This is a genomic window from Methyloversatilis sp. MC4-4, from assembly GCF_049843555.1.
GTDB classification, from domain to species: Bacteria; Pseudomonadota; Gammaproteobacteria; order Burkholderiales; family Rhodocyclaceae; genus Methyloversatilis; species Methyloversatilis discipulorum_B.
In genome coordinates this window covers 1402839-1418530 of the sequence record NZ_JBBHZK010000001.1, presented here as the reverse complement: position 1 = coordinate 1418530, position 15692 = coordinate 1402839, and the positions used below count along the sequence as shown (strand labels likewise).

At 63.5% G+C, this 15692-nt stretch carries 15 protein-coding genes; 5 read left to right on the top strand and 10 right to left on the bottom strand.

The features are described from left to right. Positions 1-9 precede the first annotated feature (9 nt). Entirely contained in the window at positions 10-1164 is a 1155-nt protein-coding gene (locus WDZ97_RS06515) for a class I SAM-dependent methyltransferase (protein ID WP_020164387.1), read from the top strand. Between the two features lie 107 nt (positions 1165-1271). After that, entirely contained in the window at positions 1272-1346 is a 75-nt protein-coding gene (gene pqqA, locus WDZ97_RS06510) for a pyrroloquinoline quinone precursor peptide PqqA (RefSeq protein ID WP_008060153.1), read from the top strand. A 71-nt stretch (positions 1347-1417) separates the two neighbouring features. On the opposite strand, the gene yddG is transcribed toward pqqA (WDZ97_RS06510), so the two are convergent. Continuing rightward, positions 1418-2314, bottom strand: a complete 897-nt coding sequence (gene yddG, locus WDZ97_RS06505) for an aromatic amino acid DMT transporter YddG (protein WP_425762191.1) — start codon at positions 2312-2314, stop codon at positions 1418-1420. A 102-nt stretch (positions 2315-2416) separates the two neighbouring features. Then, positions 2417-3238, bottom strand: coding sequence for a cupin domain-containing protein (locus tag WDZ97_RS06500; protein WP_425762190.1), 822 nt, complete (start codon positions 3236-3238; stop codon positions 2417-2419). Positions 3239-3361: 123 nt separating this feature from the next. Between WDZ97_RS06500 and WDZ97_RS06495 the strand changes: the two genes are divergently transcribed. Together WDZ97_RS06495 and WDZ97_RS06490 are read left to right on the top strand one after the other, a co-directional pair. Continuing rightward, the gene (locus tag WDZ97_RS06495; protein WP_019918548.1) at positions 3362-3790 is read left to right on the top strand and encodes an organic hydroperoxide resistance protein; all 429 of its coding nucleotides are present in this window, start codon (positions 3362-3364) and stop codon (positions 3788-3790) included. Positions 3791-3847: 57 nt separating this feature from the next. After that, a complete protein-coding gene (locus WDZ97_RS06490) occupies positions 3848-4798 on the top strand; it encodes an alpha/beta fold hydrolase (RefSeq protein ID WP_304003464.1) in 951 nt (316 codons plus the stop codon). Positions 4799-4843: 45 nt separating this feature from the next. On the opposite strand, the gene WDZ97_RS06485 is transcribed toward WDZ97_RS06490, so the two are convergent. The 4 genes from WDZ97_RS06485 to ybaL are packed head-to-tail and all read right to left on the bottom strand — an operon-like array spanning position 4844 to position 11246. After that, positions 4844-5914 carry a calcium/sodium antiporter gene (locus tag WDZ97_RS06485; protein WP_425762189.1) on the bottom strand — a complete coding sequence of 357 codons (1071 nt, stop codon included), beginning with the start codon at positions 5912-5914 and terminating at the stop codon, positions 4844-4846. Beyond that, on the bottom strand, positions 5839-6774 hold the full coding sequence (locus WDZ97_RS06480; RefSeq protein WP_425762188.1) for a universal stress protein: 936 nt from the start codon (positions 6772-6774) through the stop codon (positions 5839-5841). Before WDZ97_RS06480 ends, WDZ97_RS06485 begins: the two co-directional genes overlap by 76 nt. A 30-nt stretch (positions 6775-6804) precedes the next feature. Continuing rightward, positions 6805-9516 (bottom strand): HAD-IC family P-type ATPase, encoded by a 2712-nt coding sequence (locus WDZ97_RS06475; RefSeq protein ID WP_425762187.1) that lies wholly within the window; start codon positions 9514-9516, stop codon positions 6805-6807. Positions 9517-9524: 8 nt separating this feature from the next. Beyond that, positions 9525-11246, bottom strand: coding sequence for a YbaL family putative K(+) efflux transporter (ybaL, locus tag WDZ97_RS06470; RefSeq protein WP_425762186.1), 1722 nt, complete (start codon positions 11244-11246; stop codon positions 9525-9527). A 449-nt stretch (positions 11247-11695) separates the two neighbouring features. Here ybaL and pqqA (WDZ97_RS06465) point away from each other — a divergent pair, with 449 nt between their 5' ends. Continuing rightward, the gene (gene pqqA / locus WDZ97_RS06465; protein WP_425762255.1) at positions 11696-11770 is read left to right on the top strand and encodes a pyrroloquinoline quinone precursor peptide PqqA; all 75 of its coding nucleotides are present in this window, start codon (positions 11696-11698) and stop codon (positions 11768-11770) included. 118 nt (positions 11771-11888) lie between these two features. Here the strand turns inward: pqqA (WDZ97_RS06465) and WDZ97_RS06460 are convergent, their stop codons facing one another. From WDZ97_RS06460 to WDZ97_RS06445, 4 genes are all read right to left on the bottom strand, one after another. Further along, positions 11889-12257, bottom strand: coding sequence for a hypothetical protein (locus WDZ97_RS06460; RefSeq protein ID WP_425762185.1), 369 nt, complete (start codon positions 12255-12257; stop codon positions 11889-11891). Between the two features lie 255 nt (positions 12258-12512). After that, positions 12513-12824, bottom strand: coding sequence for a helix-turn-helix domain-containing protein (locus WDZ97_RS06455; RefSeq protein WP_425762184.1), 312 nt, complete (start codon positions 12822-12824; stop codon positions 12513-12515). Positions 12825-13163: 339 nt separating this feature from the next. After that, positions 13164-13472, bottom strand: a complete 309-nt coding sequence (locus WDZ97_RS06450; RefSeq protein ID WP_341421506.1) for a hypothetical protein — start codon at positions 13470-13472, stop codon at positions 13164-13166. 95 nt (positions 13473-13567) lie between these two features. Further along, on the bottom strand, positions 13568-15691 hold the full coding sequence (locus WDZ97_RS06445) for a DEAD/DEAH box helicase (RefSeq protein ID WP_425762183.1): 2124 nt from the start codon (positions 15689-15691) through the stop codon (positions 13568-13570). Position 15692 lies beyond the last annotated feature (1 nt).

Here is a 15692-nt window from a genome sequence, read left to right as displayed (position 1 = left end):
AATGGCGGAATGAACGAAAGGAACCACCGGGTCGAGATCCTGGGACAGGTCTTCACCCGCGACGATGTCGTCGAACGCATGCTGGCGCTGCGCCGCAACCACGGCCGCACGCTTGAACCGTCGGCTGGCGACGGCGCCTTCGCGTCGCGCATTCCGGGCTGCGTGGCCATCGAGATCGATCCGACGGTCGCGCCGGCCGGCGCGCAGGTGATGGATTTCTTCGCCTACCCGGTCGACGAGCAGTTCGACACCGTGATCGGCAATCCGCCCTATGTGCGGCACCAGGACATCCAGGCGGACACGCGGGCACAGCTGCGCAGCGATCTGTTCGACCGCCGCAGCAACCTCTATCTCTTCTTCATCGAGAAGTGCGTGCGTCATCTGAAACCGGGTGGCGAGCTGATTTTCATCGTGCCGCGCGACTTCATCAAGCTGACCGCCGCGCGCCGGCTGAATGACTGGCTGTTCGCCCAGGGCAGCATCACCGACTTCATCGAGACCGGCGACAGCCGCGTGTTCGGCCCCTATGTGCCGAACTGCGCGGTATTCCGTTTCGAGAAGGGGCGCATGGACCGTCGCATGAGCGATGGCCGGCGCTTCCACTGCGAACGCGGGCAGCTCATGTTCCTGCGTGGCGATTACGGCGTGCCGCTGGCTTCGCTGTTCGACGTGCGCGTCGGCGCCGTGTCGGGGGCGGACGACATCTTCGTGCACCCGCAGGGCAATGTGGAGTTCGTCTGTTCCAGTACGGTCGACACCGGCCGCACGCGGCGCGCCTTCTTCGATGTGCGCAACGACTGGCTGGAGCAGCACAAGCCGCGGCTGCTGGCGCGGCGCGTGCGCGAGTTCGGCGAGCACAACTGGTGGCAGTGGGGGCGCCTGCATCACCGCTCGGGCGGCCCGCGCATCTACGTGAATGGCAAGACACGCAAGCCGCGCCCCTTCTTCCTGCACGACTGCACGCACTACGACGGCTCGGTGCTGGCGCTGTTCGCCCGCCCCGAAGTGGCGGATCTGGCACGCGCCGCCGAGCTGCTCAACGACGCCGTTGACTGGCAGGAACTGGGTTTCGTCTGCGACGGTCGCTTCCTGTTCTCGCAGCGCAGCCTGCAGACCTGCATGCTGCCCGACGTGTTCGAAACGCTGCGCTCAAGAAAATCCTGAGTCGTCTTTCCAGAGTGGCACGAGGTGGGCGGTGCCGGACCGGCGCAGTATTCGATCCATGCACTGCACTTCGCAGTGAGCCAACGAACCATCATCAGGAGACTGCCATGAACTGGGAAACCCCGAAGGCCACCGACCTGCGTTTCGGCTTCGAAATCACCATGTACGTCGCCAACCGCTGATCCTCAGCGTTTGAGCAAACAGAAAAGCGGGCATTGCCCGCTTTTCTGCTTTGTGGCGCCGGAAAACGCACTCATCCGGCAGGGCGCGTCGCCCGCCAGCACAGCAGCGATCCGGCCGTCACCAGCGCCGCACCCTGCCAGAACGGCGGCGTGAGCGGCGCCCCCAGCCACGCGGCGGCGAATGCAGTCGACAGCAGCGGTCCGCTGTAGGACGCGGTGGTGAGCAGCGGCATGTCGCCGCCGAGCATGCCGACATTCCACAGCGCGTAGCCCACACCCAGGGCCGCTCCGGCAGCGGCCACCTCAAACCAGATCTGCGCAGACGGCACCGACAGTGGCTCTCCGCCCAGCACCACCAGCCCCCACAACGCAGCCGCCGCTGCCGTGAAGAACACGGTGACGCCGTTGTAGCCGTCCGCCAGCCGACGGGTCACATTGCAGTAGAGCGCCCACAGCAGCGCGCCAGCGAAGGCCAGCGCATACACCACCGGATTCGACGCCACGCCAGCCGACAGCGAGGACAGCGACCACTCGTTCCCCCCGCCCACCACCCGGATGATTCCGCTCAGACACAGCACCAGTCCCGGCGCGATCCACGGGCGCAGGCGCTGCCCGTTCATCGCGACCGCGAGCAGGATGGTGAAGCAGGGCCACAGGTAATTGACGATGCCCAACTCCATCGCCTGTGCGTCGTCGAGCGCCAGGCCGAGCGACAGCGACAGGCACAGTTCATAGGCGACGAACAGGGCGCCGCCGAGCAGCAGATAGACCGGGCGCGCGCCACGCGGCGAAGCGGGGCGGAACAGCAGCCAGAGGAAGATCGCGCCTGCCGTGTAGATCGCTGCCGCACCGACCACCGGTCCGAGCGCCGTGCTGATGCTGCGCACCATGCCAATCATCGTGCTCCAGAGCAGGATGGCGGCAAGACCGCAGAGCGTGGCCGCGGTAGAGACGGGACGGACGGACATGGAGGCGAAGACGGGACGATGCGGCGGAATGCTAGCAGAGGAAACAAAGTTTCCTCTGCTGAAACTACGGCGATGCAGCTGACCGGTCGCTCGCCTTAGCCGTCAGACGCCCTGCGCGCTGCGCCACTGCCGTGGCGACAGCCCCGTCTGCGCCTTGAAGGCACGCGACAGCGCCGCCTCGCCGCCGTAGCCCACCTCGTCGGCGATCAGCTTCAGCGCGCGGCCCTGACGCAGCGCACGCTGGGCGATGCCGATGCGCCAGCGCTGCAGATAGGCGCCGGGCGTGCAGCCCACGGTGTCGCGGAACACGTTGGCGAACACGCTGCGCGACATGCCGGCGCGCTCGGCCAGCGTATCCAGCGTCCATTCCTGCGCCGGTTTCTCGTGCATGGCCACCAGCGCCAGACGCAGCCGCGGGTGCGACAGCCCCGCCAGCATGCCGGCGCCGGTCTGGCCGCCTTCCATCAGGTGCCGCAGCACCTGCACCAGCACCACCTCGAACAATCGATCCAGCACCGCCTGCCGGCCGCAGTAAGCGTGCGACGCCTCGTCGAACAGCAGGTCGAGCACCGGCTTCGCGCCAAGGATGTCGTCCAGCGCCAGACAGCTGAAGTCGGGCAGCGCCGACGCGATCGGATTGGCCGCACCGCCGGAGAAGTGCAGCCGCGCGCAGGCGAAGTCGGCGCCACGCTCCGGGTCGGTGACGAAGCGGTAGGGCGTCGGTCGCGGAAACAGCAGCAGGCTGGGCCGGGTCACGTGCTCGATGCCGGCGGGATGGTGGATGTCCACCTCACCGGCGCGCACCAGGTGCATGCGGCCGCTGTCGCCCGCGTCCAGTTCGGTGATGCCGCACAGCGCGCCAGTGTTGAACACGCGGGCGCTGACCGAGAAATGCTCCAGCAGGGCTTCGAGGCGGTCGACCATGTTCTGGATACTAAAAGGTAAGTTTTTCGGATTATACGTTGCGTATGGTCTCTCGGATCGGCGCAAAGTTCGTCCTGCCAACAGGCACTGCCGCAAACCCCTCTCACTGCACAGGAGTTCATCATGTCGATCGAAAAGGTTCTCTACACCGCCCAGGCCACTGCAACCGGTGGCCGCGAAGGCCGCGCCGCGTCGTCCGACGGCGTGCTCGATATTCAGCTGTCGACGCCGAAGGAACTGGGCGGCGCCGGCGGCCCCGGCACCAATCCCGAACAGCTGTTCGCCGCCGGCTACTCGGCCTGCTTCCTCGGCGCGCTGAAGTTCGTCGCCGGCCAGAACAAGGTCGCGCTGCCCGCCGACACGCAGATCACCGGCCGCGTAGGCATCGGCGCCATCCCGACCGGCTTCGGCATCGAGGTCGAACTGACCATCGCCGTGCCGGGCCTGCCGCGCGAACAGGTCGAGTCGCTGGTCGAGAAGGCGCACATCGTGTGCCCGTACTCGAACGCCACCCGCGGAAACATCGACGTCACCCTGGTCATCGCCGACTGAGTCATCGGCCTGACGGATAGCCACCGTCCCCAACCCGTTACTTGAAAGGAATCCATCATGAATGCAGTCCGCCGCACCCTCGCCCTGTCCGTGCTCGCCGCCGCGCTTGCCGCACCGACCTTCGCCGCCGAAGCCGCCAAGCCCGCCGCGCGCACATCGGTCGCGGTCAAGAAGACCGAAAACTACGTCACCACGCGTGACGGCGTGCAGATCTACTACAAGGACTGGGGCCCGAAGAACGGTCAGGTTGTTGTGTTCAGCCACGGCTGGCCGCTCAGCTCCGACAGCTGGGAAGCGCAGATGCTCTTCCTCGCGTCGCAGGGCTACCGTGTGGTGGCGCATGACCGGCGCGGTCACGGTCGCTCGTCGCAGCCGTGGGACGGCAACGACATGGACCACTACGCAGACGATCTGGCCGCGGTGATCCAGGCGCTGGACCTGAAGGGCGCCACGCTGGTCGGCTTCTCCACCGGCGGCGGCGAGGTGGCCCGCTACATCGGCCGTCACGGCACCAGCCGGGTGAAGAAGGCGGTACTGGTCAGTGCGGTGCCACCGCTGATGCTGCAGACCGCCGACAATCCGGGCGGCCTGCCGATCGAGGTGTTCGACGGCATTCGCAAGGCGTCGATCGACAACCGTTCGCAGCTGTATCTGGATATCGCTTCGGGCCCGTTCTACGGCTACAACCGGCCCGGTGCCAAGCCGTCGCAGGGGCTGATCCAGTCCTTCTGGGCGCAGGGCATGCAGGCGGGGCACAAGAACACCTACGACTCGATCGCGGCGTTCTCGGCCACCGACTTCCGCGCCGACCTGAAGAAGTTCGACGTGCCGACGCTGGTGATCCACGGCGACGACGACCAGATCGTGCCGCTCGACCTGTCGGGCAAGGCCTCGGCTGCGCTGGTCCGCAACGCCGAACTAATCGTCTATCCGGGTGCGCCGCACGGCATCACCGATACGCACAAGGACAGACTCAATCAGGATCTGCTGGATTTCCTGCGCAAGTAAGGCAGCACGCAACCCGGTCCCGCGCAGCGGGCCGGGTTGTGTTCTTCAGTGACGGACGAACAGCAGCAGCGACAGATAGACAAGGTAGGCGGCGACGAAGAATCCGCCCTCGACGCGCGATACCTGCCGCTCGCTGCGGAACACCGGCAGACACACGATGGCCACCAGTGCGGCCAGCGGCAGGTCGATGCGCAGCACGTCGCGGCCGACCTCGATGCCCTGCGGCGCGAGGGTCATGGTCAGGCCGAGGATGACCAGGATGTTGTAGATGCTGCTGCCGATCAGGTTGCCGATCGCCACGTCGCGCTCGTTCTTCAGCGTCGACAGCACGGTGGTGGCCAGTTCCGGCGCCGAGGTGCCGATGGCGACGATGGTGAGCCCGATGAAGGCGTCCGACACGCCGTATGCGCGTGCGATGCTCGACGCGCCATTCACCAGCAGGTCGGCTCCGAACAGCGTGAGCGCCATGCCGGCCAGCAGCAGTGCCGAATTCCACGCCATGAACAGCCGCGCCGAACGCAGCGTCGCGGGCATCACGTCGGCCACCTCGCGCGCGAACTCGCGCTGCATCGCCGCGCTCTCCTCGCGGCTGAGGCGTACCAGCGCTGCCGTGTAGAGCACCGCGCCGATCAGCAGCACCACGCCCTCGCTGCGATCGAGCCGCCCGTCCCAGGCCATCGCGATCAGCGCCAGCGCGGCGGCGATCATCACCGGTACGTCGAGCCGCACGCTGAGCATGCGCGTCGGCAGCGGTCGCATCAGCGCGCTGAGGCCGAGGATGAACAGGATGTTCAGGATGTTGGTGCCGGCGATGTTGCCCACCGCCAGCGGCCCCTTGTCCTCGGCGATTGCAGTGATGCCGACCGCCAGTTCGGGCACGCTGGTGCCGACCGACACCACCGTGAGCCCGATCAGTATCGGCGGCACGTGCAGCCGTGCCGCCACGCGCGACGCGCCGCGCAGCACCATTTCGGCACCGGCCAGCACGATCACCAGCCCGGCCATGAACACCAGCGCCGGCTGCAGCGTCAGCCCGGCGGTCAGACGAAGTCCTCGTCCGGCATTGCCGGAATCACGGTCGGCCCGCGGCGGTCGATCACCACCAGCACGTCGCAATCGGCCTCCGACAGCACATGCTTGGTCACACTGCCCAGCAGCAGTTCTTCGGTCACGTGCGTACCGTGCTTGCCCATCGCGATCAGGTCGCAGTTGCGCTGCGCCTGGCAATCGAGGATGTGGCGCGACGCGTTGCCGTGTTCGACCATCACCGTGTACAGGCTGCGCTCCAGCCCGGCGCGCTCGGCCAGCTCGTGCAGCAGGCGCAGCGAGCGCTCGCGTGCCTCCATCCGGTAGCCGTTGATCACGTCCTGGGAAATGCCTGCGTACTGAAGCATGCCCTCGAACGGCACGTCGAAGCTGTGCAACAGCAGCAGATCGGCATCGGGCGCGACGTGACGCGCCATGCGGATGGCGGCCAGCGAACCCGGCGAAAAATCGACCGGCACCAGCACGCGCCGGTACGGCGCCGCGCATGGCTTCTTCACCACCAGCACCGGACTGCTGCTCTTGCGCAGCAGGCGCGACGCGGTCGAGCCCACGAACAGCCGGCTCAGCACGCTCTCGCCCCGCGCGCCGACAATGACCAGATCGGCCTGCACCGATGCCGCGTAGGCCGGCAGGAACTGGGTCGCCAGCCCGGCTTCGACCTTCAGTTCCGCGACGACGCCGCGGTTGTGCAGCGCGTCGCCGGCGATCGCGGCGAGTGCGTCGTACTGGTGCTGCACTGCCTTCTCGGCGACGATTTCAGCCTGGTCGCCGAGCAGGTTGCGCAGCGGGCCGAGCGCGTCGAGGCCCAGTGCATGCACCAGCGTGTAGTGCGCGCCGCTGTGGCTGGCCAGTTCGAAGCCGCGATCGACGGCGTCGAGCGACGAGGGCGACAGATCGGTTGCGGCGATGATGCGTTGAAGCTGAGGCATGCGTGGTCTCCCCGAAAGATGCGTGCCGGCTCACAGCCGGGCGACGCGGATGTGGCGAAGGACCGCCTTCTCGATTTCGACCGCCAGAAACACGGCGGCGCCGAGGCCGAGAATCACCGTCCATGAAGACAGGTCGAGCGCGGCACTCCTGAACACCTGCTGCATCGGTGCGGCATAGGTGAACAGCAGTTGCAGCACGATCAGGATGGCGCTGACCAGCAGCGCCACGCGGTTGCCGGTCAGTGTTTCCAGGCGGAAGGCGTGACGGGTGAAGTGGCGCACGTTGAACAGATAGAACAGTTCGCACACGACGATCATGTTCACTGCGGAAGTGCGCGCCAGTTCGATGCTGCTGCCGCGCGCCAGCTCCCAGTTGAAGACGGTGAAGGTGGTCGCCACCATCAGCGCGATGACGAACAGGATGCGCAGGCCGAGCGCGCGGGTGACGAGGGGCTCCTGTGGCGGGCGCGGCGCGTGCGACATCACGTTCTGCTCCGCCGGCTCGAAGGCGAGCGACAGCGCCAGCGTGACCGAGGTGACCGTATTCACCCACAGGATCTGGCCGGCGGTCACCGGCAGTGGCAGGCCGGCGAAGATGGCCAGCAGGATGACGCCGGCTTCGCCGCCATTGGTCGGCAGCATGTGCATCAGCGACTTCTTGATGTTGTCGAACACGACGCGGCCTTCGCGCACCGCGCGTGCGATGGTGGCGAAGTTGTCGTCGGTGAGCACCAGATCCGAGGCTTCGCGCGCCGCGTCCGTGCCCTTGCCGCCCATGGCGACGCCGATGTCGGCCGACTTCAGCGCCGGCGCGTCGTTCACGCCGTCGCCGGTCATTGCCACCAGATGGCCCTCTGCCTGCAGCGCCTCGATCAGCCGCAGCTTGTGCTCCGGGCTGGCGCGCGCGATCACGTCGGTGTCCAGCGCGCGCTCACGCAGCGCGGCGGCGTCCAGCGTGCCGATGACGTCGCCGGTCAGCGTGCGATCGGCCTCCAGCCCCAGCTGGCGGCCGATGGCGGCGGCGGTGACCGCATGGTCGCCGGTGATCATCTTGACCCGTATGCCCGCTTCGCGGCACTGCGCCACCGCGGCGATCGCTTCTTCGCGCGGCGGGTCGATGATGCCGACCAGACCGATCAGTTCGAAGCGGGCGTCGATGTCCTGCAGTTCGACCGATGCGCGATCGCCGGGGAAGGGCGCCCGCGCCAGCGCCAGCACGCGCTCGCCCGCACCGCCGGCGCGCGCGATCGCCGCCGTCCAGTAGCCGTGGTCGAGCGGCGCGTCGCCGTACTGGGTGCCGCACAGTGCCAGCACCCGCTCCGGCGCGCCCTTGAGCAGCAGGAAGGCGTGGCCCGTATGGTCGCGGTGCAGTGTGCACATGAACTGGCGTTCCGACTCGAACGGGATGGCATCGACGCGCGGGAAGTGCTGCGCCTCGTCCAGCGGATCCAGGCCCGCCTTGCGGGCGAAGGCGACCAGCGCGCCCTCGGTGGGGTCGCCGATCAGCGTCCAGCCGGTGTCGCCGTCGTGGCGGATCTGCGCGTCGTTGCACAGCAGCGCGCAGCGGGCTGCGGCAGCCAGTCCGGGCACGTCGCTGGGGGCGAGCGGCTGACCATCGTCGTTAAAGCCGCCTTCCGGCGCGTAGCCGCTGCCGCTGACGCCGATCTCGCGGTCGGCGAGCAGCAGTCGCACCACCGTCATTTCATTGCGGGTCAGCGTGCCGGTCTTGTCGGTGCAGATGACGGTGACCGAGCCCAGCGTCTCGACCGCCGGCAGCCGCCGCACGATGGCCTTCTTGCGCGCCATCGTGCGGGTGCCGATGGCCAGCACGATGGTGACCACCGCCGGCATGCCCTCGGGGATGGCCGCGACGGCGAGGCCGACCACGGCGAGAAAGAGGTCGAACGCCGGCATCTGTATGACGAAGTGACCGTAGAGCACGGTCAGCGTGGCGACGACCAGGATGAAGCCGGTGATCTGGCGGGCGAACTGGTCGAGCCGGCGGGTCAGCGGCGTGGCCAGCGTCGCCACTTCGCCGACCAGCGTGCCGATGCGGCCGATTTCGGTGCCGACGCCGGTCGCCACCACGATGCCGCGCGCCTGGCCGAGCGCGACCAGCGTGCCGCAGTAGCACATCGAACGGCGGTCGCCGATGGCCGCCGCTTCCGCCACGGCGGCGCTGTCCTTGTCGACCGGCGCCGATTCGCCGGTCAGCGCGGCTTCGGTCACACGCAGGTTCTTCGTGCGCAGCAGGCGCAGGTCGGCCGGCACCTTGTCGCCGGATTCAAGCAGCACGATGTCGCCCGGCACCAGGTCGGCAGCGTCGACCTGATGGCGTTCGCCGTCGCGCAGCACGGTGGCGCGCGCGGCGAGCATGCCGCGCACAGCGTCGAGCGCGCGCTCGGCCTTGCCTTCCTGGATGTGGCCGATCAGCGCGTTGATCAGCACCACGCCGAAGATGACGGCCGAATCGACGTGGCCGCCCAGCGCCAGCGTCACCGCGCCGGCCACCAGCAGCACATAGATCAGCGGGTTGTGGAACTGCTGCAGGAAGCGCAGCCAGGGTGGGCGCTTCGGCGCCTCGGGCAGTCGGTTCGGGCCGTGCTTCACGAGGCGCGCGGCCGCTTCGGCGCGGCTCAGGCCCGACTGCGCCTGCACATCGAACAGCGCCGGCAGGTCGTCTGCGGGCAATGCGTGCCAGGCCTTGGCGCTGGCGGTGGGGTCGGTGTGTGGAGTGTTCATCAGGGACGTCAGTGATGCGGCCAGCTGGCGCCGCCGGGCGCGCCGCGCCCGAAATGCCGCACGACGTGCTCCGCCATGCCGCGCGCAAGTTCGTTCTCGCCGAGGAATACCGTGCCCAGGCTCTCGCGCTCCAGCAGCTCGGCCTCTTCCTCGTTGTGGGTGCGCAGTACGACCGCGATCTCCGGGTTCAGCGTGCGTGCGATCTCGACCATCTTGCGCACGTTCACCGTTTCCGGAATCGCGATCACCAGCATTGCCGCGCGGGCGATGTGCGCCTGGATCAGCACCTCGGGCGTCTGCGCGTCGCCGAACACCGCCGGTACGCCCTCCCGCCGAAGCTGGTCGACACGCTCGCGGTTCTGTTCGGCGACCACGCAGGGAATGTGCTGTTCGCGCAGCGCGTCGGCGATGCGCCGGCCGACGCGGCCGTAGCCGACCAGCACCACCTGTTCGTTCAGCAGGCGCGCGTCGGTGGTCATCGGCAGCGCCGCCAGCGGGTCGTCGCGCTGTTCCAGCCGGCGGGCCAGCGACGAGCGCGCGATGGCCCAGGCGCGGAAGGGTTCGATGGCGGAGAACAGTGCCGCGTTGGCGGCGATCGAGATCAGCGCGCCGGCCAGCACCAGACTCTGCCCCTCGGCCGGCATCAGCCCGAGGTTCACGCCCAGCCCGGCGAGGATGAACGAGAACTCACCGATCTGCGCCAGGCTGGCGCCCACCGTCAGCGCGGTATTCAGCGGGTAGCGGAAGGCGAGCACCAGCAGCACCGCGGCGATGGTCTTGCCCACCATGATGATGGCCACCACCAGCAGCAGCTTAAGCGGCTGCGTCCAGATCACGGCCGGGTCGAACAGCATGCCGACCGACACGAAGAACAGCACGGCGAAGGCGTCGCGCAGTGGCAGCGACTCGTCGGCGGCGCGGTGGCTGAACTCCGACTCGCGCATCATCATGCCGGCGAAGAAGGCGCCCAGCGCGAAGGACACGTCGAACAGCGCCGCCGCTCCGAAGGCCACGCCGACGGCGATGGCCACCACAGACAGCGTGAACAGTTCCTGCGATCCGCTGCGCGCCACCCACCACAGCAGGCGCGGCAGCACGCGGCGGCCGACCACCAGCATGAGCACGATGAAGGCGATCACCTTGGCCAGCGTGATCGCCATTGCCAGGCCAAGGTCGCGGCCCGATGCGGCGGCGTCATTGCCCGACAGCACGCCGGCCAGCGCCGGCAGCAGCACCAGCACCAGCACCATGACCAGGTCCTCGACCACCAGCCAGCCGACCGCGATCTGGCCGTTGATCGATTTCAGCAGTCCCTTGGCTTCGAGCGCGCGCAGCAGCACCACGGTGCTGGCCACCGACAGGCAAAGGCCGAACACGATGGCCGCACCGATGTCCCAGCCCCACATCGTGGAGACCGCCATGCCGAGCAGCGTGGCGACCGCGATCTGCACCACGGCGCCCGGCACCGCGATGCGCTTGACCGCCATCAGGTCGTCGAGCGAGAAATGCAGGCCGACGCCGAACATCAGCAGCATCACGCCGATCTCGGCCAGCTGGCTGGCCAGTCCGATGTCGGCGACGAAGCCCGGCGTGGTCGGACTGATCACGATGCCCGCCATCAGGTAGCCGACCAGCGGCGGCATGCGCAGGCGTACCGCGATCAGGCCGAAGATCATGGCGAGGCCGAAACCGGCCGCGATGGTGGCGATGAGGGTGATGTCGTGTGGCATGGCGCGTTCTGGTTATCGTTGGGGCGTATGCATGCACCACGCATTGTGCGCGCGCACGATCGTCCCCCGGCGGCGCGGGTTGCGTAAAGCTGAAGACCTGCGTCCCGGGCGTCTGTTCGGCCACCGGCAGTGTGGCCATCGCTTTCTTAGTGTGCTTCGTATTAGATCAAACTTTTTCGCATCGGCCGTGACTGCGCATGCCGCAGCGATGGCGACGGCACAGTGTGCGACGCGCTGCACCGGGCCGTTCCGTCGCGAGGTGCCGGGAAGCTGGCCTCTCAAATTCTGTCGATGAAACAGCCCTTAATGAAATTCTTTAGACTCGGTTCAGATCAGCTGCGAGGCGCCCAGGTGCGCCGCTGACGATACTGGCAGTGCAGGTCAGGCAACACGATCACCGGGATGCAGGGCCTGCGGAAGAGCCATCCATCAAAACTGAGGAGATAGACATGCGCTGGGAAACCCCGAAGGCCACCGACCTGCGTTTCGGCTTCGAAATCACCATGTACGTCGCCAACCGCTAAGTTCTGCGGTGGCAAGGAAAACGGCGGGCCTTGTGCCCGCCGTTTTTTTCGTCTGTTTGCAGTGGGTTGCCGGTGCGGGTCGCTGCGTTGGTCGCCTCACTCTTAGGTGAGTTGGCGTCTACAAGACCCGCGGCGATTCCACATCAATCTCCGGCGGATGAAACGAGAGCACACTGAGACAGCCATCTGGCCCGGTAACCAGAAACTCCCGTACACCCTCTCTGTTCGCAGTTGAGATAAACCCGCTCCGCTGTCCTTCTTGCTGAAGCCAGCCGCCATCATGTATCTCGAATAGCCCGCCGCACTTGGCCGAACACGAAGGCCAGAACTCGAGCAGGTCTCCTTCGTCGAGAAATCTGAAGCCGATGACCGCTTTAAACCTCAGCGTTGGACCGACACCCGTCCTTACAACGAGTGTCTTCAAGTCGTACGTAACGCTCTGGACCTCCGCGCCGCGCGGGAACTCATTCAGTGCGGACGCAAGCATCTAGGCGCTCCTGATACGCAGTAGAAATATCCCGTTCCGGGGCAAGCGTATGTGTCCCGTCTTCGTCAGATCGAAGTCGTTCATCCTCGTTTCAGATCCGGCGACCTTCATCCCATATGGGAATAAATGAGATCTAGACGCCGTTTGTTCCGTGCTCGCGCCGGCCTTGCCGCACATAGACGAGCGAGCCGACAGGCAGACCGGCTTTGCCGACGCATACCTCAATCTGCCGACGGGTCGGCGTGGTCGCCGTCATCAGAGCGCTCCCGACGTACCGGCCTTGCTGCGCACGCGCTTGGGCAGGTTCTCGTCCATCAGCGTCAGACCGATGTCGTCCTTGGCCGTGTCCAGCAGGTCTTCCAGCGCCTGAATCTCACCAAAGACGTGAAGCGCGCGGGCGAAGAAGTGAATGGGAACCCGCAGGTCTCCTTTCTCCATGCGTCGCACGGTCGATAGCGACGCACCCATGCGCTCGGCGAGCGAGGCCTGCGAAATGTGCCGCCGACGACGGGCAAGGGAGATGTCGCTGCCAAGCTTCCGGATCGCCCGCTCGACTGGCAGAGGCACTGGGGATCCCATATTAAGTGTCCCGATAGGGTTGCTTATATTTTATTAATGTTTCTATCGGGATGATTATAGTCGACCGGCGGAGTGCGAAAGAACTACGCTTCTTGTGGGCGTCTTGACGACACAGAGAGGAGGGTTCGGTCCGGCAAGGACGCTCCGTCGGCGCTGCCAGCGAACATGCCGCCGGGCTGGCATTGAGGGGGCTCGGCTGTCGCGAACGATGCCGGGGCTGGGGTTACGTCGCCAGGGTTCGTCCCGAAAGGCTGAAGCGCGCTCGGGCTGCCGGTTGCGGCGCCGGAAAATAAATCAGGTCTGACCCTATTTATTACATTGTTTATCTTAATCCCCCACAACAGAATTTTGCTTGTTGTGTTGGGCTGATGCTTCGTCTTTGAGGGAAAGAAAGACGAGAAGGCCAAATATGTTTAGCGCAGGCAATAGCAGGACCCACCAAAGAGACCTGTTCTTGGCTTTCAATAAGAATATGCTTGCTGCCAAGAAAGATGTAAATTGAAGCGTAAACAGGCACATCCAGACGGCATCTTCCTTTCTGGATGGATCTGGGATCGTATAAATGCCAAGAGAGATGATCGCGGCAAAGCCAGTGGCTGCCGAAAGAATGCAGTATTTCTTGTACTTTGAAATCATGGAGTCACAGCCAGTATAAATATTTTAACCCGGTGTGAAAAAATAGAGGAAAGACCGCGATTTTGAAAACTAAGATGTTATTCGTGGTGCGTCCCCTATTGTTTCCCAACCGCCCTCGACTGTTGCAGGGTGATGCCATCGTAGAAGTAGTCTAGGACATATCTGTCAAAAGCAATAAGGCCTTCCACTTTTTCAAGTATTTCGAGCCTTAGAGTGTGCAGCCGGTCGATAGCCGTGTGGAGGTCCAGATCTTCGTCTTCAAAATTTATAAGCCCCGATGCGTGGATTTTCTTTGCCAGCATGCGTGGCAATCCGTACTCTTCGAGCGCCATTGTACAAGATGGCAAGAAAGCTCTTGATAGCTTCGCAATGTAAGACGAGATGTCCATCTTCTGGTCAGGTGCAATTTCTTTCTGGATGACATTGATGTCGTTCAGCAATGCGGTCTGTTTGAAGGTTGCATTGCGCTCTAATTTGAAGAATTCATCTATTGTAATGTCATGTGCTGATAGCTGATCTAGCAGTTCAGGAACGGAAAGGCTCCAATTGCTCGATAATACTCTTACGAATTCAGCAAATTTTGCGTAACCTACATCCCATCCGCCCGGGGCCAATTTCAGGATTTTTTGAGAAAGCGTCCAGGCGCAATATTCGCTTGATGGCGCATGAAGGTTTGCAAGTGCCCTTACAAATTTTTGGTAATTCTTAATCGCAAGAGCTATCGTTCTAATAAACTCCGTGTCGCTTGAAATTAATGCGCCTTCGTTCCGCAATCGTTCAAACGACTCCTGGCCTATTATCTGCGTCATTTCCTTCTTGTATTGCAGTAGCTTTGCCAACTGCTTGTCACTGAGTTGTTGCTTGTATTTTTCATCATCGACGTCTGCCAACAACTCGTCTGGGAATGTCAATTCAAGCTGCGTGTCTGAAGGAGAGGGAGGCTCTTCTAAGATATAAATCTTACCGACGAAGTGCCTGAACATTCTTCCACCTCTCCCGATAATGTTGCGATATGTGAAATCGTCAAGTTTCAGATGGGCCTTTTTGTTGCTCCAAACGATGACGTTCTCGGCCGACGTATTTACCCCTTCTATGATTGATGAGGTTGATACCAGCGTTTGTAGCCCGTCCTTCTCCTCTTCGAAGAGTCGAACCTGTATCTGACTCAATGATCGATGAAGTTGTCCCGTATGGATGCCGACCCCACGCTTGACCAAATTAGTCAGTTTCCAATTTGGGTGATAGTTCGTCGCAAGCCAGGCGGAAAAATCGGATAGCAGCTGGCTATCCTCCTTGTTCGTGTTGTCTATCAGCAATGTCGTTACGCTATCAACGCCGGCGTATGAGCCTGCGTAAATCAGAGACTTTGTTTTGTGCTTGCCCAAGATTCTGATAAGCGCATCGTTTTTCTTCTGCACGTCTTTATTGATGTCCTTGTACTCCTCATGCTTCTCAAGGAACACCGTATTGAAATCCATACGCAGGAACGTCATACCCTTCGTGAATGGGTTGTCGTTCAAGTCGGCGATGTTAGGTGCTAAGTAGTACTTCTGTGCTGCCTTCTCGCCCAGCTTGAGCATAGCTTTCAGGAGGGCCGGTGACCGCTCCTTGTCGAACGCGCTGCTTGCCTTGTAAAACTCGTCAACGACCAGCAAGTCCAATTGTTCGAACTTGTCATAGTAGTGAATCGCCCTTTCCTGCGGAAAAATGAGGATGTTATTCTCTCCGAGTGCGACTTCCGATGTGGTTACAATTTTGTACTCGGCAGAAAATTTCTTGCTCAACCTACGTCTGGTTTCATCGGTCAACGCTATTGTGGGAACTAGAATCAGGACGTTTTTAGGCCTTTTGATTGCGATGTAGGCGTCGATGATCAAGCTTTTTCCGAAGCTCGTGGGGGCACTGAGAGGAAGGTTGTCGCCATCAAGAAGGTGTTTTAGGACTAACGATTGCTCACTGTGTAGCGTCACAGGCTCATTCTGCCCGATGTCCACTTTGAAAGATTCATAGACGAACCTGTCTTGCCAACTCGATGTCTCGGGGTCGAGATAGGGATACAACCCTGACTCTCGGATAAGGTGGTTCAATAACGTGTTGTAGGCTTGTTCCGTTTTTCCAATGACGTCAAGCAGGAAAATAAGACGATTTCTTGCTTCAATTTTCTCGTTCGCTTGAAGTAGGTCATTAATGGCGGAGCATTCCTCGAAGATGTCTGTCACC

Coding starts and splice junctions, on each gene's coding strand:
- WDZ97_RS06515 (WP_020164387.1), top strand. CDS start 10: ATGAACGAAAGGAACCACCGGGTCGAGATCCTGGGACAGGTCTTCACC.
- yddG (WP_425762191.1), bottom strand. CDS start 2,314: ATGTCCGTCCGTCCCGTCTCTACCGCGGCCACGCTCTGCGGTCTTGCC.
- WDZ97_RS06500 (WP_425762190.1), bottom strand. CDS start 3,238: ATGGTCGACCGCCTCGAAGCCCTGCTGGAGCATTTCTCGGTCAGCGCC.
- WDZ97_RS06495 (WP_019918548.1), top strand. CDS start 3,362: ATGTCGATCGAAAAGGTTCTCTACACCGCCCAGGCCACTGCAACCGGT.
- WDZ97_RS06490 (WP_304003464.1), top strand. CDS start 3,848: ATGAATGCAGTCCGCCGCACCCTCGCCCTGTCCGTGCTCGCCGCCGCG.
- WDZ97_RS06480 (WP_425762188.1), bottom strand. CDS start 6,774: ATGCCTCAGCTTCAACGCATCATCGCCGCAACCGATCTGTCGCCCTCG.
- WDZ97_RS06475 (WP_425762187.1), bottom strand. CDS start 9,516: ATGAACACTCCACACACCGACCCCACCGCCAGCGCCAAGGCCTGGCAC.
- ybaL (WP_425762186.1), bottom strand. CDS start 11,246: ATGCCACACGACATCACCCTCATCGCCACCATCGCGGCCGGTTTCGGC.
- WDZ97_RS06460 (WP_425762185.1), bottom strand. CDS start 12,257: ATGCTTGCGTCCGCACTGAATGAGTTCCCGCGCGGCGCGGAGGTCCAG.
- WDZ97_RS06450 (WP_341421506.1), bottom strand. CDS start 13,472: ATGATTTCAAAGTACAAGAAATACTGCATTCTTTCGGCAGCCACTGGC.